Source organism: Novosphingobium sp. FW305-C-111 (genome assembly GCF_058783565.1).
This window is the reverse complement of record NZ_JBYSYP010000017.1, coordinates 1-17,101: the sequence shown is the minus strand read 5'-3', so window position 1 is coordinate 17,101 and position 17,101 is coordinate 1. Positions and strand designations below refer to the sequence as shown.

At 62.9% G+C, this 17,101-nt stretch carries 13 protein-coding genes; 3 read left to right on the top strand and 10 right to left on the bottom strand.

What is annotated here, in order from left to right; translation table 11 throughout:
• Positions 1-274: 274 nt before the first annotated feature.
• Entirely contained in the window at positions 275-3,208 is a 2,934-nt protein-coding gene (locus AC3WLD_RS16545; RefSeq protein WP_492558076.1) for a TonB-dependent receptor plug domain-containing protein, read from the bottom strand.
• A 185-nt stretch (positions 3,209-3,393) separates the two neighbouring features.
• Here AC3WLD_RS16545 and AC3WLD_RS16540 point away from each other — a divergent pair, with 185 nt between their 5' ends.
• Positions 3,394-3,549 (top strand): hypothetical protein, encoded by a 156-nt coding sequence (locus AC3WLD_RS16540; protein WP_492558075.1) that lies wholly within the window; start codon positions 3,394-3,396, stop codon positions 3,547-3,549.
• Between the two features lie 163 nt (positions 3,550-3,712).
• On the opposite strand, the gene AC3WLD_RS16535 is transcribed toward AC3WLD_RS16540, so the two are convergent.
• The 8 genes from AC3WLD_RS16535 to AC3WLD_RS16500 all read right to left on the bottom strand — a co-directional run bounded on the left by AC3WLD_RS16535 (position 3,713) and on the right by AC3WLD_RS16500 (position 14,865).
• Complete coding sequence (locus tag AC3WLD_RS16535) at positions 3,713-5,023, bottom strand: cytochrome P450 (protein ID WP_492558074.1); 1,311 nt, start codon at positions 5,021-5,023, stop codon at positions 3,713-3,715.
• 4 nt (positions 5,024-5,027) lie between these two features.
• Positions 5,028-6,920 (bottom strand): N-acyl-D-amino-acid deacylase family protein, encoded by a 1,893-nt coding sequence (locus AC3WLD_RS16530; protein ID WP_492558073.1) that lies wholly within the window; start codon positions 6,918-6,920, stop codon positions 5,028-5,030.
• Positions 6,921-7,052: 132 nt separating this feature from the next.
• Positions 7,053-9,206, bottom strand: coding sequence for a molybdopterin-containing oxidoreductase family protein (locus tag AC3WLD_RS16525; RefSeq protein WP_492558072.1), 2,154 nt, complete (start codon positions 9,204-9,206; stop codon positions 7,053-7,055).
• 1 nt (position 9,207) lies between these two features.
• Positions 9,208-10,602: an FAD-dependent oxidoreductase gene (locus AC3WLD_RS16520; RefSeq protein ID WP_492558071.1), complete on the bottom strand. Its 1,395-nt coding sequence runs from the start codon at positions 10,600-10,602 to the stop codon at positions 9,208-9,210.
• A complete protein-coding gene (locus AC3WLD_RS16515; RefSeq protein ID WP_492558070.1) occupies positions 10,548-10,811 on the bottom strand; it encodes a 4Fe-4S dicluster domain-containing protein in 264 nt (87 codons plus the stop codon). Before AC3WLD_RS16515 ends, AC3WLD_RS16520 begins: the two co-directional genes overlap by 55 nt.
• A 36-nt stretch (positions 10,812-10,847) precedes the next feature.
• Positions 10,848-11,435, bottom strand: coding sequence for a TonB-dependent receptor domain-containing protein (locus AC3WLD_RS16510; protein WP_492558139.1), 588 nt, complete (start codon positions 11,433-11,435; stop codon positions 10,848-10,850).
• Positions 11,432-13,105, bottom strand: a complete 1,674-nt coding sequence (locus AC3WLD_RS16505; RefSeq protein WP_492558069.1) for a TonB-dependent receptor — start codon at positions 13,103-13,105, stop codon at positions 11,432-11,434. Before AC3WLD_RS16505 ends, AC3WLD_RS16510 begins: the two co-directional genes overlap by 4 nt.
• Before the next feature lie 56 nt (positions 13,106-13,161).
• Entirely contained in the window at positions 13,162-14,865 is a 1,704-nt protein-coding gene (locus tag AC3WLD_RS16500) for an N-acyl-D-amino-acid deacylase family protein (protein ID WP_492558068.1), read from the bottom strand.
• A gap of 537 nt (positions 14,866-15,402) precedes the next feature.
• Here AC3WLD_RS16500 and AC3WLD_RS16495 point away from each other — a divergent pair.
• Complete coding sequence (locus tag AC3WLD_RS16495; protein WP_492558067.1) at positions 15,403-15,867, top strand: Lrp/AsnC family transcriptional regulator; 465 nt, start codon at positions 15,403-15,405, stop codon at positions 15,865-15,867.
• Entirely contained in the window at positions 15,864-16,319 is a 456-nt protein-coding gene (locus AC3WLD_RS16490; RefSeq protein WP_492558066.1) for an Lrp/AsnC family transcriptional regulator, read from the top strand. The genes AC3WLD_RS16495 and AC3WLD_RS16490 overlap by 4 nt, the downstream gene beginning before the upstream one ends.
• A 117-nt stretch (positions 16,320-16,436) precedes the next feature.
• Here AC3WLD_RS16490 and AC3WLD_RS16485 read toward each other — a convergent pair whose 3' ends face one another.
• Positions 16,437-17,042, bottom strand: a complete 606-nt coding sequence (locus tag AC3WLD_RS16485) for a sensor histidine kinase (protein ID WP_492558065.1) — start codon at positions 17,040-17,042, stop codon at positions 16,437-16,439.
• Positions 17,043-17,101 lie beyond the last annotated feature (59 nt).

Genomic DNA, 17,101 nt, shown 5'->3' with positions numbered 1-17,101 from the left:
GCCGTCTGGTTGCAGCTATTGCCATAATCATGCGCAGATCGAATGGCCGCCCACGAAGCGCGGCGGCATCGTCCGGCGACGGCGCCAAGTCCACCGGCGTGTTCGAGCCTGCTCGGGCTGCGCAGGCCTGATTCCCGTCAGGTGCCGCCGCGCGGTTTGAGGCCGCAGCGCAGCAGCGTGACACTGGACGGACAAAAAAGAGCCGGCGCGGGTGATCCGGCCGGCTCTTTCGTTGGATGGGGCGACCGCGTCATGGCCGCCCTGAGGGAGGCCTTTACATCTTCACGCGCACGCCCGCGGTGAACGCCCGGCCGACGATGTCGTAGGTCGAGAAGTTCGTGGGAATGTTGACGCCCGGGGTGGTGCCCGGCAGCAGCGGCGGATCCTTGTCGAACAGGTTGTTCACCGTGCCGAACAGCTCGAAGTACCCGTTGCCGCTGGGGATGCGATAGCGCAGCGACAGGTCGGTGTAGACGACCGCGCCGACACCCGGATCGGTGAAGTTCGACAGCAGCGGCGCCGAGGCGTTGATGAAGCGGTCCATCGTGCCGATGTACTGCTCGCTCACCGTCACCCCGAAGTTCTCCGTCGAGTAGTCGACCGAGAGCGAGCCCCGCCAGTGCGGATAGGCGACCGGGTTGGACCCGATCACGTTGGCGCCGGCATAGTGGATCACCGGCTGGCCGGCGAAGGCCTGGGTGTCGAAGTTCTTCAGGTAGTTGGCGTAGAGCCGGATACTGAGAGCGCCGTTGCCAAGGCCGGTACGGTAGCTTGCGTCGAAGTCGATCCCCGAGGTGTTGAGGAACGCGATGTTGGCTTCCGAAATGCGCACCAGCGAGGGGAACGCGTTGGCCGAGGGCCGGGTGATGAGCTGGCATTCGGGTGTACCCGATCCGAACTGCGAGCAGTTGTTGAGGATCTGCTGTGCGGTCAGTGCGTCGATCGCGCCCTTCAGCTTGATCCGGTAGTAATCGACCGAAATGCTTAAGCCCGGCATGAAGGAGGGGCTGAACACGCCGCCGATGGTCAGCGTCTTCGCCACTTCCGGCTTCAGGTTCGGGTTGCCGCCGCTGACCTGCGAGACGTTCTGGTTAAGCGTGGAGACAGGGTCGAGCACGATCGAAATGCTCGAGGTATCGCCGCGGTACAGCTCGTAGAGATTGGGCGCGCGGATATCGCGGGAATAGGTAGCCCGCAGCAGGAAGTCCTCAACCGGCTTCCAGGTCCCGCCGACCTTCCAGGTGGTCACGGTGCCCGAGGTCGAATAGTCGGTCACGCGCGCCGCGCCGTTGATGCTGAGCTCCTGGAAGAACGGTGTGTCCTTGAGGATCGGTACCGCGATTTCGCCGAAGGCTTCCTTGACGTCGAGGCTGCCGTTGGCGACGCCGACATTGGTCAGCCAGTAGAACAGCGAGGACGCCTGCACGCCGCGCAGACCCGCGAAGTAGGCGGCCTTCTCGCCTGCGGTATCGAGCAGCGCCGGGTCTGCGTTCGAGGTCAGGTGGAGCGACTGCTTGCGGTATTCCGCGCCGATCACGACGTCGACCGGGCCGGCCGGCAAATCGAACAACGAACCGCTCAGGCTGGCCACGACCGAGTCATGGTTGAACTTGGCGCGGTAGCGCGAAGTGCCGGTCGCGTATTCATAGCCGGCGCTGCTGCCGTTGATCGGCGCACCGTTGAACAGGTTGATCGGCTGGCAACCCGCGAACGAGGCGGCAAACGCCGGATCGGTCAGCACGCGGCAGGTGGGGGTGCCATTGACCGAGACGACGTCGACCGCGGCGAAGAACTTGCGCCAGTCGAACAGGCCCGACTGGGCCATCTTGTGCACGGATTCGCCGTGGGTGTAGCTCACCGCGGCCTTCCAGCCGCCGAAGGTGGCGTCGAGACCGCCGGTCGCCTGCCAGAAGTCGGTGCGTTCCTTGACGGTGGTCGCCTGCTGCGCGCCCCAGTAGGCGTTGAAGCCGACCGATCCGCCGGGGGCGAGGGTCGCGGCCAGCGCGGGCGGCAGGAACGGGTTGCCCTGGTAAAGGGTCGCGGTCGGGTTGCCCTGGACAAGGCTGTTGGCCAGCGCGTCGTATGCCAGGTCCTGGCGCGAATAGGTGCCCTGGACATAGACGTTGACGTCGTCGGCGACATCGTAGCTCAGGCGGCCGAAGGTCTGGTAGGTCTTGAACGGGGCAATCGCGGTGGTGCGGTCGGGGATGCGATAGCCGTCGCCGCCAATGAACACGGAGGCAGAGCCGGTCGCGGTGCCGTTGTTGAACGGCGACAGTACGCCGTTTGCGTCGAGCTTGTAGTTATTGAAGGGATTGCCCGGGGCGAGGATCTTGCCGAACTCGCTTGCTGCCGAGAGGCGGACATCGCTGGCGAGCGTATAGGGGTTGAGCGCCCCGCCGGGCGAGCACAGGCTGGCCGGCTGGCCGGTCGGCACGGCGCAGCCCACGGTCGACCCGACATAGGCAAAGCCCTTGGTCCCGATATCGCGCTGGTTCCGCCGGAGACCTTCGTTGTTGTAGAATTCGGCGCTCAGCAGGATGTGCCCGCGGTCGTCACCGAACGAGGTGCCATAGGCCGCGCCGATGCGCTGGTTGCCGACATCGCCGCGCTCGGAAATGCCGGCCTGGGCGACGCCCTTGATGCCGGTGAACTTCTTGTCGAGAATGAAGTTCACGACGCCGGCCACCGCATCGGAACCCCAGGCTGCAGAGGCGCCGCCGGTGACCACGTCGACCCGCTGCACGAGCAGGTTCGGGATCACGTTGGTGTCGATCGTGCCGATGTAGGTGGTCGGCGCGACGCGGACGCCGTCGAACAGGATCAGCGTGCGCAGCGGACCCTTGGGGTTCGCGGTCGGGGTGCCCAGGCCGCGCAGGTTCAGGATGTTGCCGTGGATCGGGATCGCCGAGAAGTTGCTCGCCGACTTCGCCGGGCTGAGCGAGTTCTGGAACTGCGGCAGCTTGTTGAGCGCGTCGGGAATGCTCGAGGGCGTCGACTTCTGCAGGTCTTCGGTCGTTGCCACGGTCACCGGGGTCGGAGCGGTATAGCCGTCACGGACGATGCGGGTGCCCGTGACGACGATGTCCGAAGCAGGGGCCGAGTCGGCGGACTGGTCGCCATCGGACGCGGCGTCCTGGGCATAGGCCGGAACCGCGAGCGAGAGCGCGCTGGTGGTCAGCAATGTCGCTAAAGCACGAACCTTCATTTTGCATCCTCCCATGAAGGGCGGGCACGTTCCCCGCCCTTAATATGACCTCATGTGCAGAATTCGTAGCGCCACGAATGTTGCATGTCAATGCAAGGTTTGCGCTGTGGACGTGGCTGTCGGGCACGCTTGGCACGGCTGGCGACCGCCAACTCCGTTCGGGGTTGTGAAAAGGGGCTGGAGCCATGCTGCGACAAGGCGCCGAAAGACCCGGCGAGCTGCCCGGCATGCACCGCGCGGACGCCCGCAGCGTTGCCAGCCTGGTCGCGGCAGCCCTCGGAAACCCCGCCGATGACGCGATGGGGATGGCGGAGATGGTGCCATCACGACTGTTCGCGTAGGATCTTGAATATCGGCAGGAATCATGAGTTGGCCGGAGGTCGGCCCTCCAGACACGCCATTCAACGGGAGGCGGTTGTATGTCCGCTTAGAATTGTAAGCTGTCGTTCGAACCGTCGCAGCACGTCGGAGGAAAAACGGGCTGTCAGAGCGCGCTATCGCCCGTCAATGTGTCACAAAACCAATCGGCAGATGCTTCGGGCCGCTGATGAAGACGGACTGTGTCCAGACCGGTTCACCATCGAGGCGCAGTTCCTTGATGTGGGGAAGCAGTTCCTCGAACAGGATGCGCATCTCGAGTTTGGCGAGGTGCTGACCGAAGCAGAGGTGCGCGCCCTGGCCGAAAGCGAGGTGGCTGCTGCCATCACGGTCGAGACGGAAGGCGAAGGGATCAGCAAAGACTGCTTCATCCCGGTTGGCCGACATATACGACATCATTAGCCAGTCGCCCTGGCGGATCTGCTGCCCGGCGAGTTCGCAGTCGCGGGTCGCGCTGCGCATGAAGTGCTTGACGAGTGTGGTCCAGCGGATGGCCTCATCCACCAGGTTGCCGATCAGCGCCGGATTGGCCTGCACCGTGCATAGCAGCTCCGGATCCTGCGCGAGCGCCATCATGGCGCCCGATGTCGAGGCCGACGTCGTATCGTGCCCGGCAGTCGCCAGCAGGATATAATAGCTGTTCGCCTCATGATCGGCGATCGGCTCTCCCTTGATCACGGCGTTGGCAATTATCGAAGCGACGTCATCCCGCGGCGCGCGGCGGCGTTCCGCAGTGAGAGCACGGAAATAAGCGTAGAAGTCGCCGAGGACGGCCTGAAACACCTGCAGCGCCTGCGCAGGATCGGCCCTCGCCGCCGAAGATCGCCCGAGTTCCGGATCACGCGCACCGAACAGCTGCTGGGTAAGGAGCAGCATCCGGCCTTCGTCCTCGCGGGGAACGCCGAGGATCTCCATGACCACATGCAGCGGATAGTGCAGCGCCACGTCCCGAACGAAGTCGCACGTGCTGCCCGTTGCCAGCAGGCGATCGACATGTGTGCGGGCAATCTGCCGGATGCGATCCGTCAGCTTCTTGACGTTGCCTGGCATGAACCAGGATTGTGTCAGTGACCGGTAGGCACGAAGTTCCGCCCCATCCATGTTGACCATGTTGCGGGTCAGATGCGGCCCCCCTGTGGCGGCTTCGATGCCCGCCAGCATGTCGGCAGGGGCATAGACGGTCGACTGGTCGCCATTGTGAAACAAGTCCGGATCCCGTTCGATCCGGACGATGTCTTGGTGGCGTGTCACGAGCCAGAAAGGCCGTGCGTTGGGCGCTGTCAGCTTTGCGACCGGTCTATTGCCGCGCAGCCAGGCAAAGCCTTCGTGCAGGCGCTCCGGGGCAGCGTAGGATGCTGGCGTCACCACGGCCCGGGCGAAATCGTCCGGGACGCTCGCGTCCACCGCATTTCCTGCGGCAGCTCGGCGCTGGTTCACGAACCTACTCCGCCGGCTCAGGCAGAACCTGCTTGTCGCGTACCGTTTCCAGCATGCGGCCCGGCATCGCCCCGGTTGGCTGGCTGTTGCGCAGGATCGGCTCGCCGTTGACGACAACCCAATCGACACCCTGCGCCTTCACCACGCGCCGCCAGTCGTTGTTCGGCAGGTCGTAGGCAATGTCCATCTGCTCGCGGTTGTAGTCGAGCTTGTCGTAATCGTAGATGTAGAGATCGGCTGCCTTGCCTTCGACGAGCGAGCCGCGATCCTCGAGCCCAAGGACATCGGCAGGCCGCTGCGACAGGAGCTGGTGCAGCTGCTCGAGCGTAAAGCGTTGTTCCTCGCGTTCCATCCAGGCGATCGTGTCGGTCGCAAAGACGCCGCCGTCGCTGAACTTCACGTGAGCTCCGCCATCCGAAGTGCCCGCCAGCACACGCGGATGACGCAGGATGGCATCGACCTTCTCGGGGTCCTTTGTCGTTGCTTCCGTTGTCCGGAAATCGGCATGGCCACCCGTTTCCGCGATGATGTCAAAAAGCGCATCGATAGGAAGGCAGCCTTCCTCCCGCGCGATCTCGGCAACCAGCTTGCCGTTGTATTTCGCAAACCGGGAGGCTTTGGCATCGACGAGCTTGTGCGATTCGATGGGGCCGCCCGAGGCGTACATCACATCGGGATTGTACCGCTCACGGGCGCGCTGGCGGAAGGATGCGTCATGCAGCACGCGCGTCTTGTCCTCCGGCCCGACGTAAGTGCTGAACTCGGCAAACGGTTCGACATTCTGCCATAGCGTATCGACCGTGAGCGCGGTGAATTCCGCCCATGAGCGATGAACCAGAGACTGGCTGTAGATGTTCAGGCCGCGCTCTGCCGTGCTGTCGAGCCACTTGAGCACGTTGAGGTGATGTTCGGGTGCGGAATCGAAGCCGATGACGACATTGTGGAGGATCGGCCGGCCGGAAACCCGGGCCATTTCCTCGACGAGGAAGCTGTTGTTCACTACGGCATTCAGTTGCGCGAGGCACTGGATCACGCCTTGCCCGCGCTCGCGCAGGACCTCGGAGAGATAGATCGCATCTTCCGGGAGCATCGAGTCCGTCGGCATCGGTGTGAAGTCGATGTCCTTGTGGCCGTTGTACTCGTTGAGATGGGACAGTGCGAAGCCGATCGCGCCCGCGTCCATGGCCTCGTGCAGCAGATCGCGCATCCGGCCGCGCTCGGTCTTCGTCGCCGGGCGGGACTTTGCCGCATCCAACCCCATGACATAGATCATCAGTGAATTGAGCGGCATGTAGGATGCAAGGTTGATGCCCTTGTTGAGCTTGCGCATGTGGGCCATCCATTCCGGGAAGGACTCCCAGGTCCACGGCAGGGCCGTGCGCATGGCGGTTGCGGGCACTTGCTCGGTGTTTTCCATCATCAGCATGTAACGGTCGCGATCTGCGGGACGGCAGGGCGCGAAGCCGAAGCCGCAATTGCTGACGACTACTGTGGTGTTGCCGTGCCAGCTGGAGCTTGTGCAATAGGGATCCCAGTGCACTGCCGCATCATAGTGCGTGTGTGGATCGATCACCCCTGGTGCGACGATGCGGCCCTGCGCATCGATGGTGCGGCCGGCGGGCGCGGAGATCGCACTGTCCACCCTCGCGATGACGCCATCGTGTATGGCGATGTCCCCGGCAAACCGGGGCGCCCCGGTGCCGTCCACGATCGTGCCGTTCTTGATGATGAGATCGTACATCTGTCTCTCCCTCGCAAAGGGCGGTGCGGGATGGCGGCCAATCAAACCGCCGATCGCGCTGCGCCTCTGGCATTCTTCTATCAGCAGGCCGCTTCGAGCATGAGGCCCCGGTCGCTCTTCTGGAAGCGAGATATTTGCGAATCGGTCCTGAGTCAAATATTTTGCGAACCTATAAAGCTAATATTGGTTCGTTATATACATCCATTCCGCGTGACAGGTCACACCACCGAGCCGCGCGAACTGGCACGTGCAATCGCTGGTAGGCGGCCATCCGGGGACTCGGCGGCGCTACGGCCTGGTGGACAATCTTGCGCGTTCGATTTCGACCGGGATCGCGGTCATCCACGACATGTGGCTGACCGGTTCTATGTCCTGCGCGGTGGTGGGCATCAGGGCGTTGCAGTTTGCGGCGGCATTGCGGCTTGCAACGCGCATGCCGGGTGCCCGCGACTGGCCGAAGCCGTGCGTCATCGCGACGACGCCGGGGCCGAGGTCGGCATCGAGGACAATGTTGGTTTCGATTGCCCCTGCGGCGCTGCGGACCACGACCCGGTCGCCTTCGACCATCCCTCTCGCCGTCGCGTCACCGGGATTGATGTGGAGCATGCCACCCCGCCGGTCGGCTCCTCTCATGCGGGCCGAATTGCCCATCCAGCTGTTGTGCATGGTGCGCGTGCGCATCGAAATCAGCTTGAGCGTGCCACTTCCCTCGTTTGCCAATTCGGCGAAGATCCTGTCCATCCGCGCAAAGAGGCCGGCGTTGACCATGGCCGCGGGGCAGCAATCGATCAGCCGGTCCGGATGGACCACGCAGCGATCGAAGAAGGTCTCGGGCGGCAAGGCATCGAGCAGCGCTGTGTGGCTGGGCCGTGCCAGCAGGTCTGCGATCGACAAGCCTTTTGAGCCGAGGATGGCGTCGAACATGCTGTCGCCGTCATGATCGTCCGGCAGAACTTCAAGCGGGGTCTGTCCACCCAGCCGCTGCGTCAGCGAATGCAGGATCCACCAGCCATTGCGACGCTCATGCCGGGGCTTCACGACCGCCGGAGTGTATTGCGCATAGGGGCGGGGCTGGAGGCCGCTGCCGAGGAGATTCACGTCGCTGTGCTCGAGCCAGTCGACTGAAGGCAGGACGTAGTCTGCAAGCTCGGCGGTGGCCGATTGGAAGATGTCGATCGCGACGAGCAGGTCGAGACCGGCAAATGCCTCCCGCATGCTGGCCTCGCCGCCCACTGTGAGGATCGGATTCCCGCCGCAGATGATCATGGCGCGAATGTCGCCGCCCTTGATCAGATCGGCGATGGCGGCGGCGGGCAAGGTGGCCCCGCCAAGCGGCTCGGGGAGCGTGAAGGTGCCAATCGAGGTCTTGACGGTCGTCATCGAGGCCACTGGCACGAAGCTCTCGACGAGGGCGCCGGGTTTGAAAGTGCCCCCTGTCCGGCCGAGATTGCCGGTGGCGAAGTTGATCATTTCGGAAAGCAGATACGCGAGCGCACCGTGTCGGCTCTGGTTCACGCCGGTCGAGATGTAGACGGCGGCCCCTGATGCCGCGGCAATGTCGCGCGCGATGTCGCGCACCTGCTCCGGCGCGATCTGGGTGACGGCTTCGACTTCCTCGGCCGTGAAGCGCGCGGCATGGTCCGCAAGCCTCGAGAAATTCTTGGCCCGGCTGGCGATGAGGTCGGCCTTGAACGCTCCGATTGCCTTCAGTTCGTTGAATAGCGCCGCGAGGAAATAGACATCGGTCCCCGGCCTGATGTGCAGGGTCGGCCCGGTCGAGGGGCCCGAGGATTCGATCCGGCGCGGATTGACGAACAGAACCTTTTCGCCGTGCGCGCGGATCGCCTCGATGCTGGCCAGGTCATCGTTCGGGTGCGACATCGCCGTCCAGCGCGAAACGCGCGGATTGGCGCCGATGCACAGCAGGTAGCTGGTCCGCGCAAGATCAGGGATCGTGAGTACACCGGCGGCGCCGTAGACTTCCTGCGCCACGGCGGTCTTGTTGGTCACATCCTGCGTGCCCGCGCTGAAGATCATCTGGGTGCCGATGGCCTGACGCAGCGGCTCCACGGCAGCCCAGCCGGCCGAGTTTCCGACACCGAACGGATTGCCGAAGTAAATCCCGACAGAGTTCGGGCCATGCGCCTGCTTGAGCTGTGCAACCTTGTCCGCAATGGCATCCAGCGCGTCCGCCCATTCGGCCCGCTCAAAGCTGCCAGGGAAATCAGCCTTGGCGTTGGTTCGCCGCAGCGGCCAGTTGAGCCGGTCCGGGTCACGATGGATATCGAGGAACGAAAGGCCCTTGTGGCAGGCGGTTCCTCCGACCGGGTGCCCGGAATCGGGCCGTAGAGCCACCACGTCTCCTTCGGCGTCGATCGAGGCAATCAGGCCGCACGAGGGTTCGCAGATGCGGCAGAAGGTGTGGGTCTCTCTGTACGTCATCCTACCGCCCGATCCGCCCCGCCTGCACCATCTGCCCGGCGCTGGTAAACTTCACCCGCGGACTGCCGCGTTGCAGCCCGCGCAAGCGCTCGGCGCGGTCGAGTGCCCACCAGCCTGCCTTGTCCAGCACTGCGTCTGATGCCTCGAACCTGCGCCGCAAGGCCGCGCGGTGCGCGGCCCGCTCCGCGCTGAACGAGACCCCGGCGAGATCGTCGAGAACGGCGTTCACCACCTCGCCGGCGCACTTGCGATTGCTGCCGATCACACCTTTGCATCCGCGCCGTGCCCAGCCGGTCGCATAGAGCCCGCTGATGACACCGCTCGAACCGATCACCCGCCCCTGCTGCGTGGGCACGACGCCGGTCTCGGGGTCGAAAGGAAGCCCGGGGCGAGGCGTACCGCGATAGCCCGTCGCACGGATCACAATGTCACATGGCAGTTCGCTTTCCGGCAGTTCGCTTTCCAGTGGCTCGCTGCTCGCGGCCAGCCGGATGCCGGTTACCGTTTCGGTCCCGCAAATGGCGGCGGGGGCGGCGAAAAAGCGGAAGATCAGGCGTTTGGTACCGCGCTGCGGCCGGAGCGCCAGTGCATGCAAGGTTTCGAGTTTTCGCCGCGTGCCGCCTGGCAGATCTGGATCGCCCAGTGCCTTATCAAGCGCGCCAATCGAGGGCGCCACCGCGACATCGAGATCCTCGAGGAGGCCAAACTCCTCCAGCTCCGGATTGTGGAAAGCAGCATCACGGGGACCGCGCCGCGCCGCGATGACCACTTCCCGGATCGTGCTTTTCGCCAGCACATCCAGCGCATGATCGGCAATATCCGTCGTACCAAGGTCGCTGGCCGGTCGCAGGAGCAGCCGCACAATATCAAGGGCGACATTGCCGTTGCCGATGATCACCGCTCGCTCGCCGGACAGCGCGACCGCGTGCCGCGCGTGGCGCGGATCACCATTGCACCAGCCGACGAACTCCCGGCTGGACCAGCTTCCGGAAAGATCTTCGCCCGGAATATGGAGCCGATTGTCTCCATCCGCGCCCACCGCGCAGATGACCGCATCATAGGCGTCTCTCAGGTCATCGAATCCCGGCGCGCTGCCGACTTCCACCCCGCCAAGAAAGCGCACCCGGCTGTCCCGCATCAGCGGCTCGAACGCCCGGTCGATGATCCGCTTCTTGTCCTGATGGTCCGCCGCCACGCCGTGCCGGACCAGACCCCAAGGGACCGGCTGCCGGTCGTATAGGTCGATCTCGACCGGGAACGGCGCGCGAACGAGTACATGCTGCAGGGCATAGGCGCCCGCAGGTCCTGCTCCCACGATCGCAATGGCGCGCGAGTGCTCCATCATCCGCTCACCGCTGCGAAATGTTGCCGATTCACCTCGGCGTAGTGCCGCCAACGCTGGGGCAGTTCATCATGGCGGAAGATGGCATCGACGGGGCAGGCTCCCACGCACGCGCCGCAGGAAATGCACCTTGCGGGATCGATGTAGAGCTGCTCGGCCGTGTCGAACTCCGGGCTCGAGGGATGTGGACCGATGCAATCGGCCGGACAGATTTCCACGCACGAATAGTCGGCAACGCAGGGCGCGGCGATGACATAGGTCATGGCGCGCCCTGCTCCCGGGCAAACTGCCCTGCCGGTCTAGAACCGTGCGCTGACATCGATGCCCCATTCGCGCGGACGCGCCCAGGTGCCCGCGCTGCCGACGGTGCCCGCGAAGAGGCCGTTGAGCTGATAGGCAGTGTTCTCGATGTTCTTCACGAAGGCGCGTACCTGATACTTGCCGCCGGAAAATTCGTAGGCAGCCGAAAGGTTGGTCACCGTGTACGAACCCTGCTCGTCTTCCTTGTCGTTGAACAGACGGAAGTTGTAGGCCGACGAGAAGAAGGTCTCCGCCCGCAGCAAGATGTTGTTGTCTCCTACGGGGATGGAATACTCGAGGCCCGCGTTGACGGTGAACTTGGGTGCGCTGGGTAGCGGCAAGCCTTTGAGATCACGCAGGATATTCGGTCGGGAGTCGAAGCTCGAGAACTTCTTTATGTCGGTATGGAGAAACGAGAACGCGAGGTTCGTGGTCAGCCGGCGCGAGGGCCGCAGCACCGCCTCGATTTCGCCGCCGGTTACGGTTGCCCGGTCAACATTCTCGATCAGCGGAACGGTCGCAGAGATGAACGAGAGCACCTGCAGACCGACATAGTTATAGTGGAATGCCGATGCATTGAGCGTCAGCGTCTTGTCCGACGTGGTCGATTTGATGCCGGCCTCGAACGCGCGGACTTTTTTGGCCCGAACTCGTCGCCGCAGACCGAAAGGTTCACGCCGCCGTCCTTGAAGCCGGTCTGGTACTGGCCATAGACAAGCACGCGATCCGAGACATCGGCCTCGCCGCGCACCTTGTAGTCGAACCGGTCGTAGCGCTGCTTGGTCACTTGCGCCGTGCAGCTGACCAGTGACAACGGCGCGCCATCAACGAGGAGGTTGTTCTCGCCGCTTTGCACAAAAGTCTTGCGATCGAAAGTCTGGCGCAAGCCGACGTTGAGCCTGAGCGACGGCGTGAACGAGTAGGTCAAGTCCGCAAAGCCGGCATACGCCTCAGTCTTCGCCGTCATCGCCGAGCGCAGGCCGGTGTAAAGCGTGTTGGGCGAGCCGGTAAACGGCGCAAAGCCCGCGCCGAAGACGGCCTGGATCAGCGGACTGGGGAAATACGCGGGCGAAACCGCATCCGCATCCTCATGGAAATAGAACAGGCCCGCGACGTACTTCAGGCCGCCGGCCTGGCCGGAGAAATTGAACTCCTGGCTGATCGACTTTGACCCTTGCGAGCGCGCCTCCCCGGTCGGCGAGCCTACGGTGACGATCCCGAGCGAGGTGCCATCTGCATCGTAGACGAAGGGACCATAGCGATGCTTGATGAAGCCAGTGATCGACCGGACGGAAATCGCATCGGACGCATCGTATTGCGCGTCAAGCGTGGCACCGGCCGTCCAGAACTTGGCGGTGCTGGGCGTTTCCCCAGCCGTGCGCCAGTTGCCCGTATCGATGGCGACACTGCCGGCAGGCAGGAACCCTGCCGCGACAAGACCATCGATCAGCGGGTTTGTGCCGCGGAAGATCGACTGGACCGGCGTATCCCCGCTGCCGTGCTGGTAATAACCGCTGAGATCGACCGTGACATCATTGCTGGGCGCGTAGCGAATGGCCCCCTTGAGTCCCCACTTCTCGAAGCCCATCTGGCGCGTCTTGAGGAACGAGTTGTAATAGTAGCCGTCGTCCCGGTTGTAGTAGCCGGACACGCGGGCCATCAGGGTGTCGCCCGAAAGTGGCCCTGACACGTAGGCATTGCCGCGCACCGCATTGAACGATCCGGTGCCGAGCGATGCGCCCGCTTCCAGCGTCGGCGTGGGCTTCTTCGTGATGAAGTTGATCGTGCCGCCGGTGGCGTTGCGCCCATAGAGCGTACCTTGCGGGCCGCGCAGCACTTCCACCCGCTCCAGATCGACGATAGGCACATCTGCCTCGGTTGAGGCGGGCTGGAACACCCCATCGATGTGCAGTGCGATGTTTGGCTCGGCCAGACCCGTCTGGACCTGCAGGCCAACGCCGCGAATGGTGATCTGGATGGCACCATTCGTTTCCTGGTAATTCAGACCGGGAACCGCGCGCGTGACATCCCCGATGTTCATCACTGCGCGGGATGAGAGGTCTTCGCCCGACACCGCCGAAATCGCCATCGGGACAGACTGGAGAGACTGCGCGCTCTTCTGCGCCGTCACGATAATCTCGCGGGGATCCTCTGCGCTTGCATCTGCTGCAGCAGCATCCTCGGCGAAGGCCGGCGCAGCACCGGCTGCAGCGGCAAGAACAATAGCAGGGATGATGCTCTCAAACTTGATTTTCATAACTCCCCCTCCGCAATCTTTGTCTTTTTAAAGTCCTATTTGTGGCGCGCGGCCATTCACGCACCGTGGCGCAGCAGCCGCCCGGGATGCGCACCGGTTGTCGTCCCGTCCTCAAACGTCACCGCGCCATTGACGATAGTGTAGCGGTAGCCCTCCGATTTCTGCACGCGGCGCCAGTCTCCGCCGGGCAGGTCGTGCAAGGTGAGATACGTATCCTCCGGCGTACGCTTGAGCTTGTGCAGATCGTAGACCACGATGTCTGCCGCATTGCCTTCGACCAGCGTACCGCGATCCTTGAAGCCCGCGACCCTCGTCGGGAGTCCGCTCAGCGCCTCGTGCGCTTCTTCCAGCGTCAGCACGCCAGCATCGCGGACCAGCCAGGTCAGGAAGTCGGTGGTGTAGGTGCCGCCAATGAAGTACTTGGTATGCGCACCGCCATCCGAAATGCCCGGCATGATAACGCCCGACTTGATCATCTCCGCGGTGTATTCGGCGCTTGGCGCCCGAACGAACGGCGACATGAATTCGGCCAGCAGCTCGGATTCATCGGCAATCTGGATAAAGGCCTCAAGCGGCGTGCTGCCCCGCAGCGCCCCGATTTCCGCCATGGTCTTGCCGATCAACGGCGTCAGCTGTGCATTGCCGCCGTCACCGGTCAGCCGATAGACATCGATCGGCGCCCCCTGAGAGCCGAGAATGTCGATATAGGCGGAATCGGCCAGCATGGCCGCCCGGATCTCCGGATTGCGGATATTCGCAAGTCGCTCGGACGGAGTCCCCATCAGCGCCGACTTCCACGAGGGGGCGAGATCGAAACCGTTCCAGGTGGTCAAGTCGAACTGCTGCCAGTTGCGATTGGTCTCGCCCTGTCCGTAGATTTCAAGGCCGCGCTGCTGGCACGCCTTCAGCCATTCGATCGGCGTGCGGTGCAGTTCTGGCAGTCCGTTTGTGGCGGCGATGATGTTGTGGATGATCGGCCGGCCGGAAATCTCCGCCAGCCGCTCTTCCCAATCGAACACGCGCTGATTGAGGAAGGACTGAGCCAGATTCTCCTTGCCGATCGGGGCATAGGTCAGCTGGATCACGCCTTCACCGCGCTCCTTGAGCACTTCGGCAAAGGCGTAGCCTTCCTCGTCGGTCATGATGTCGGTCACCATCGGCGTGCCGTCATAGTCCGGTTGCACCGAGTTCTCGCCCAGTCGCTGCACTGACCAGCCGACCGCCCCGTGATCCATCGCCTCGTGGATCAAGCCCTGGATCTTCTTCAGTTCCTCCGGGTTGGGCCGACGTGATTTGGCTTCCTGCAGCCCCATCGCCCAGATCATGATCGGCGTGAGCGGAGCAAAAGTGAGGACATTGACGCCCTTGGGCGTGCGCTCGACGCTGTCGAGGAATTCGGGGAACGTCTCCCAGTCCCACGGCATGCCCTGCCGCATCGCTTCCATGTCGATCTGCTCGTTGCGGGTCATTGCGAGCATCGAACGTTCGCGGTCCTCCTTTCGGCAAGGGGCGAAGCCGAAACCGCAATTGCCGATGACGACCGAGGTAACCCCGTGCCAGCCAGAGATGGTGCAATAGGGATCCCAGAACAGTTGCGCGTCATAGTGTGTGTGAAGATCGATGAACCCCGGCGCGACGATCAGCCCGGTCGCGTCGATGTCGCGGTCGGCACTGTCCGCTGAAAGGTCGCCGATCCTTGCAACCTTGCCGCCAGTGATCGCGACGTCCGCAACACGGCGTTCGGCGCCGGTTCCGTCCACGACAGTGCCGCCTCGGATGATAAGATTGTAGTGAGCCACAGGAATCTCCCCTCGGGCTTTGCCCGATGCAATGCACACACGGCGGGGCCGGGGCGAGACACGCCCGACATCAACCGTCATTTCAAATCTTGTTCGAAGTTGTCTGAAGGGCAGGCCAAGTTGCTACAGCGGCCCAGCTCTTCTGATTGCGAGAATTCAGCCTTCGCCGCAGTATCGCCGCGGTACGATCGGATCGCGCATTCGGGGTCGGTTTGCCCTTCAGTCTCTCCACCGAGTCGCTTTTTGTTTTTTGCATGCTAGGCACGCAGTCCCGCATCCATCAATGCATTTTGATTGCCATATAAACCGTATTAGGTTCGGCAATCGCGGCGAAGCGCCAATTTCTGCGAATTTTCGCGCGCATAGGTCGTGTTATGAGTTTGTTTCTGGAAATGGTCCGGCTAGGCTCGATGGTCTGGTTGTCGGCTGCTGGACAGTGCGAATAGGGCAGGCTACCCGCCCTGAACGCGGCAACGTTCGCTGCGAAAGGAGCATGTGTTGCGGAACATCAAGCTCGATGAAACGGATTGGAAAATCATCGAAGCACTTCAGGAAAATGCCCGCCTGAAGAACAACGAGATTGCCCGGCGCATCGGGATATCAGAGGCATCGGTCGGCAATCGCATTCGCGCGATGGAAGAGCAGGAGGCTCTCCGGATCGTCCTTCAGCGCAACCTGGGGCCCGAGTATCTGAGCGTCCTCTTGTACATCAATATTGTGGCGAAGGACATCAAGTCGGTCGCTGCAAAGCTCTACGAAATGGAGGAAGCCCTCGCGGTTGTCATCACCATGGGCGACCCCGATCTCATCGTTCATGTCTGCGTGAAAGATGTCGTAGAGCTTCAGCATTTGATCGACACAAAGTTTTCCCAGTTCGAAGGGTTGTTCTTCAAAGACATGTCCATCTCCACCGAACTCTTGAAGTTCGACAACCGGCATCGTTCGGAAGGAGATGACCTGTGAAGCACGATGATCTCAACGAACAGATCTTCGCGATCCTGAGCAGAAACGCGCGGACCAGCAACCGCGAGGTCGCCGAGGCATTGGGCATATCCGAAACCGCGGTGCGCAAGCGGCTGACCGCGCTTGAACGCGATCGCTCGGCGAAATTCACCGCGCTTGTTCATGTAGCGGCCGCGAACATATCGGCCTCGGCGTTTGTGCGCCTGCAGACCGAACCGGCCCGCACCCGCGAGATTGCCGCCGCCTTGCGCGACAATACCGCGATTTCCTATGTCGCGCTGGTCACTGGGCGCTTCAATATCGCCGTCCTCGTCAATGCCGCGGATCGGCAAGCTCTCGTCCGGCTTATCCAGAAGTCCATCCGCACCCTGCCAGGCATTCACGATATCGAGGTCGTGGAAACGGTTGCCGTCGGAGGGATGCGACTGGACGTGACGTTCATTCGCGACTGATTTGTCGGGTCGACGTCGTTTTTCAACAAGCCGCGTTCAAGGCCACCAGATCCAAAAACGCATCGCGCAACTGGCCGATCAGGGTGCGCTGAGCAACCCCCGACCGACCCTTCAAGCTCACATCTTCGCGGATCTGCCATAGGCCAGCTTCGCGGGCAGCCTGATGGTTATATCTGTGCCAAAGCCCTCAGCGCTTTCCACACCCAATCTGCCGCCGATCGATAGCATCCGTTCGCGCATGCCGATCACACCGAAATGGCCGTGCGGACTGCCCTTCTCGAGCACCTCGCTCGGCATGCCGATGCCGTTGTCGCGGACGTGTGCCGAAAATTCCCAGCGCCCATACCGCACGCCAACTTCGATCCGTGAAGCCTTGGAATGGCACGCGGCATTGTTCAATGCCTCGCACAGGACAGCCAGCACGTCGTCGAGCAAGCCTTCAATGATCGGACGTGGAGTGCCCTGGATCTCGAGCGGGGCAATCAGATCCTGCGGGTAGATATCGTCGGCGAGAATTCTTGCCAGCTCGGTCAGGAGATCGCGCCGTTTGTGCTGACGCAGGCCGGTAACCCGCTCGCGGCCTTCGACGAGCATTTCCTCTGCGCGTTCCAGTGCAGGGGCGAGTACCGCCTGAACTTCGTGATCATGAGCAAACCGATCTGCAACCGCCTGAAAACGAAGGATGAGGCCCTGGACACCCTGAATCTGTGGATCGGCGTGCAAAAAGGACCCCGTTAGCGGGGTGATCGGCGTCTAAAAGGGACCCCTCATTTCGATGGTTT

Bases quoted from the DNA above. Each gene is read 5' to 3' on its own strand.
- AC3WLD_RS16505 (WP_492558069.1), bottom strand. From the start codon at position 13,105: ATGAAAATCAAGTTTGAGAGCATCATCCCTGCTATTGTTCTTGCCGCT.
- AC3WLD_RS16545 (WP_492558076.1), bottom strand. From the start codon at position 3,208: ATGAAGGTTCGTGCTTTAGCGACATTGCTGACCACCAGCGCGCTCTCG.
- AC3WLD_RS16525 (WP_492558072.1), bottom strand. From the start codon at position 9,206: ATGACGTACAGAGAGACCCACACCTTCTGCCGCATCTGCGAACCCTCG.
- AC3WLD_RS16540 (WP_492558075.1), top strand. From the start codon at position 3,394: ATGCTGCGACAAGGCGCCGAAAGACCCGGCGAGCTGCCCGGCATGCAC.
- AC3WLD_RS16515 (WP_492558070.1), bottom strand. From the start codon at position 10,811: ATGACCTATGTCATCGCCGCGCCCTGCGTTGCCGACTATTCGTGCGTG.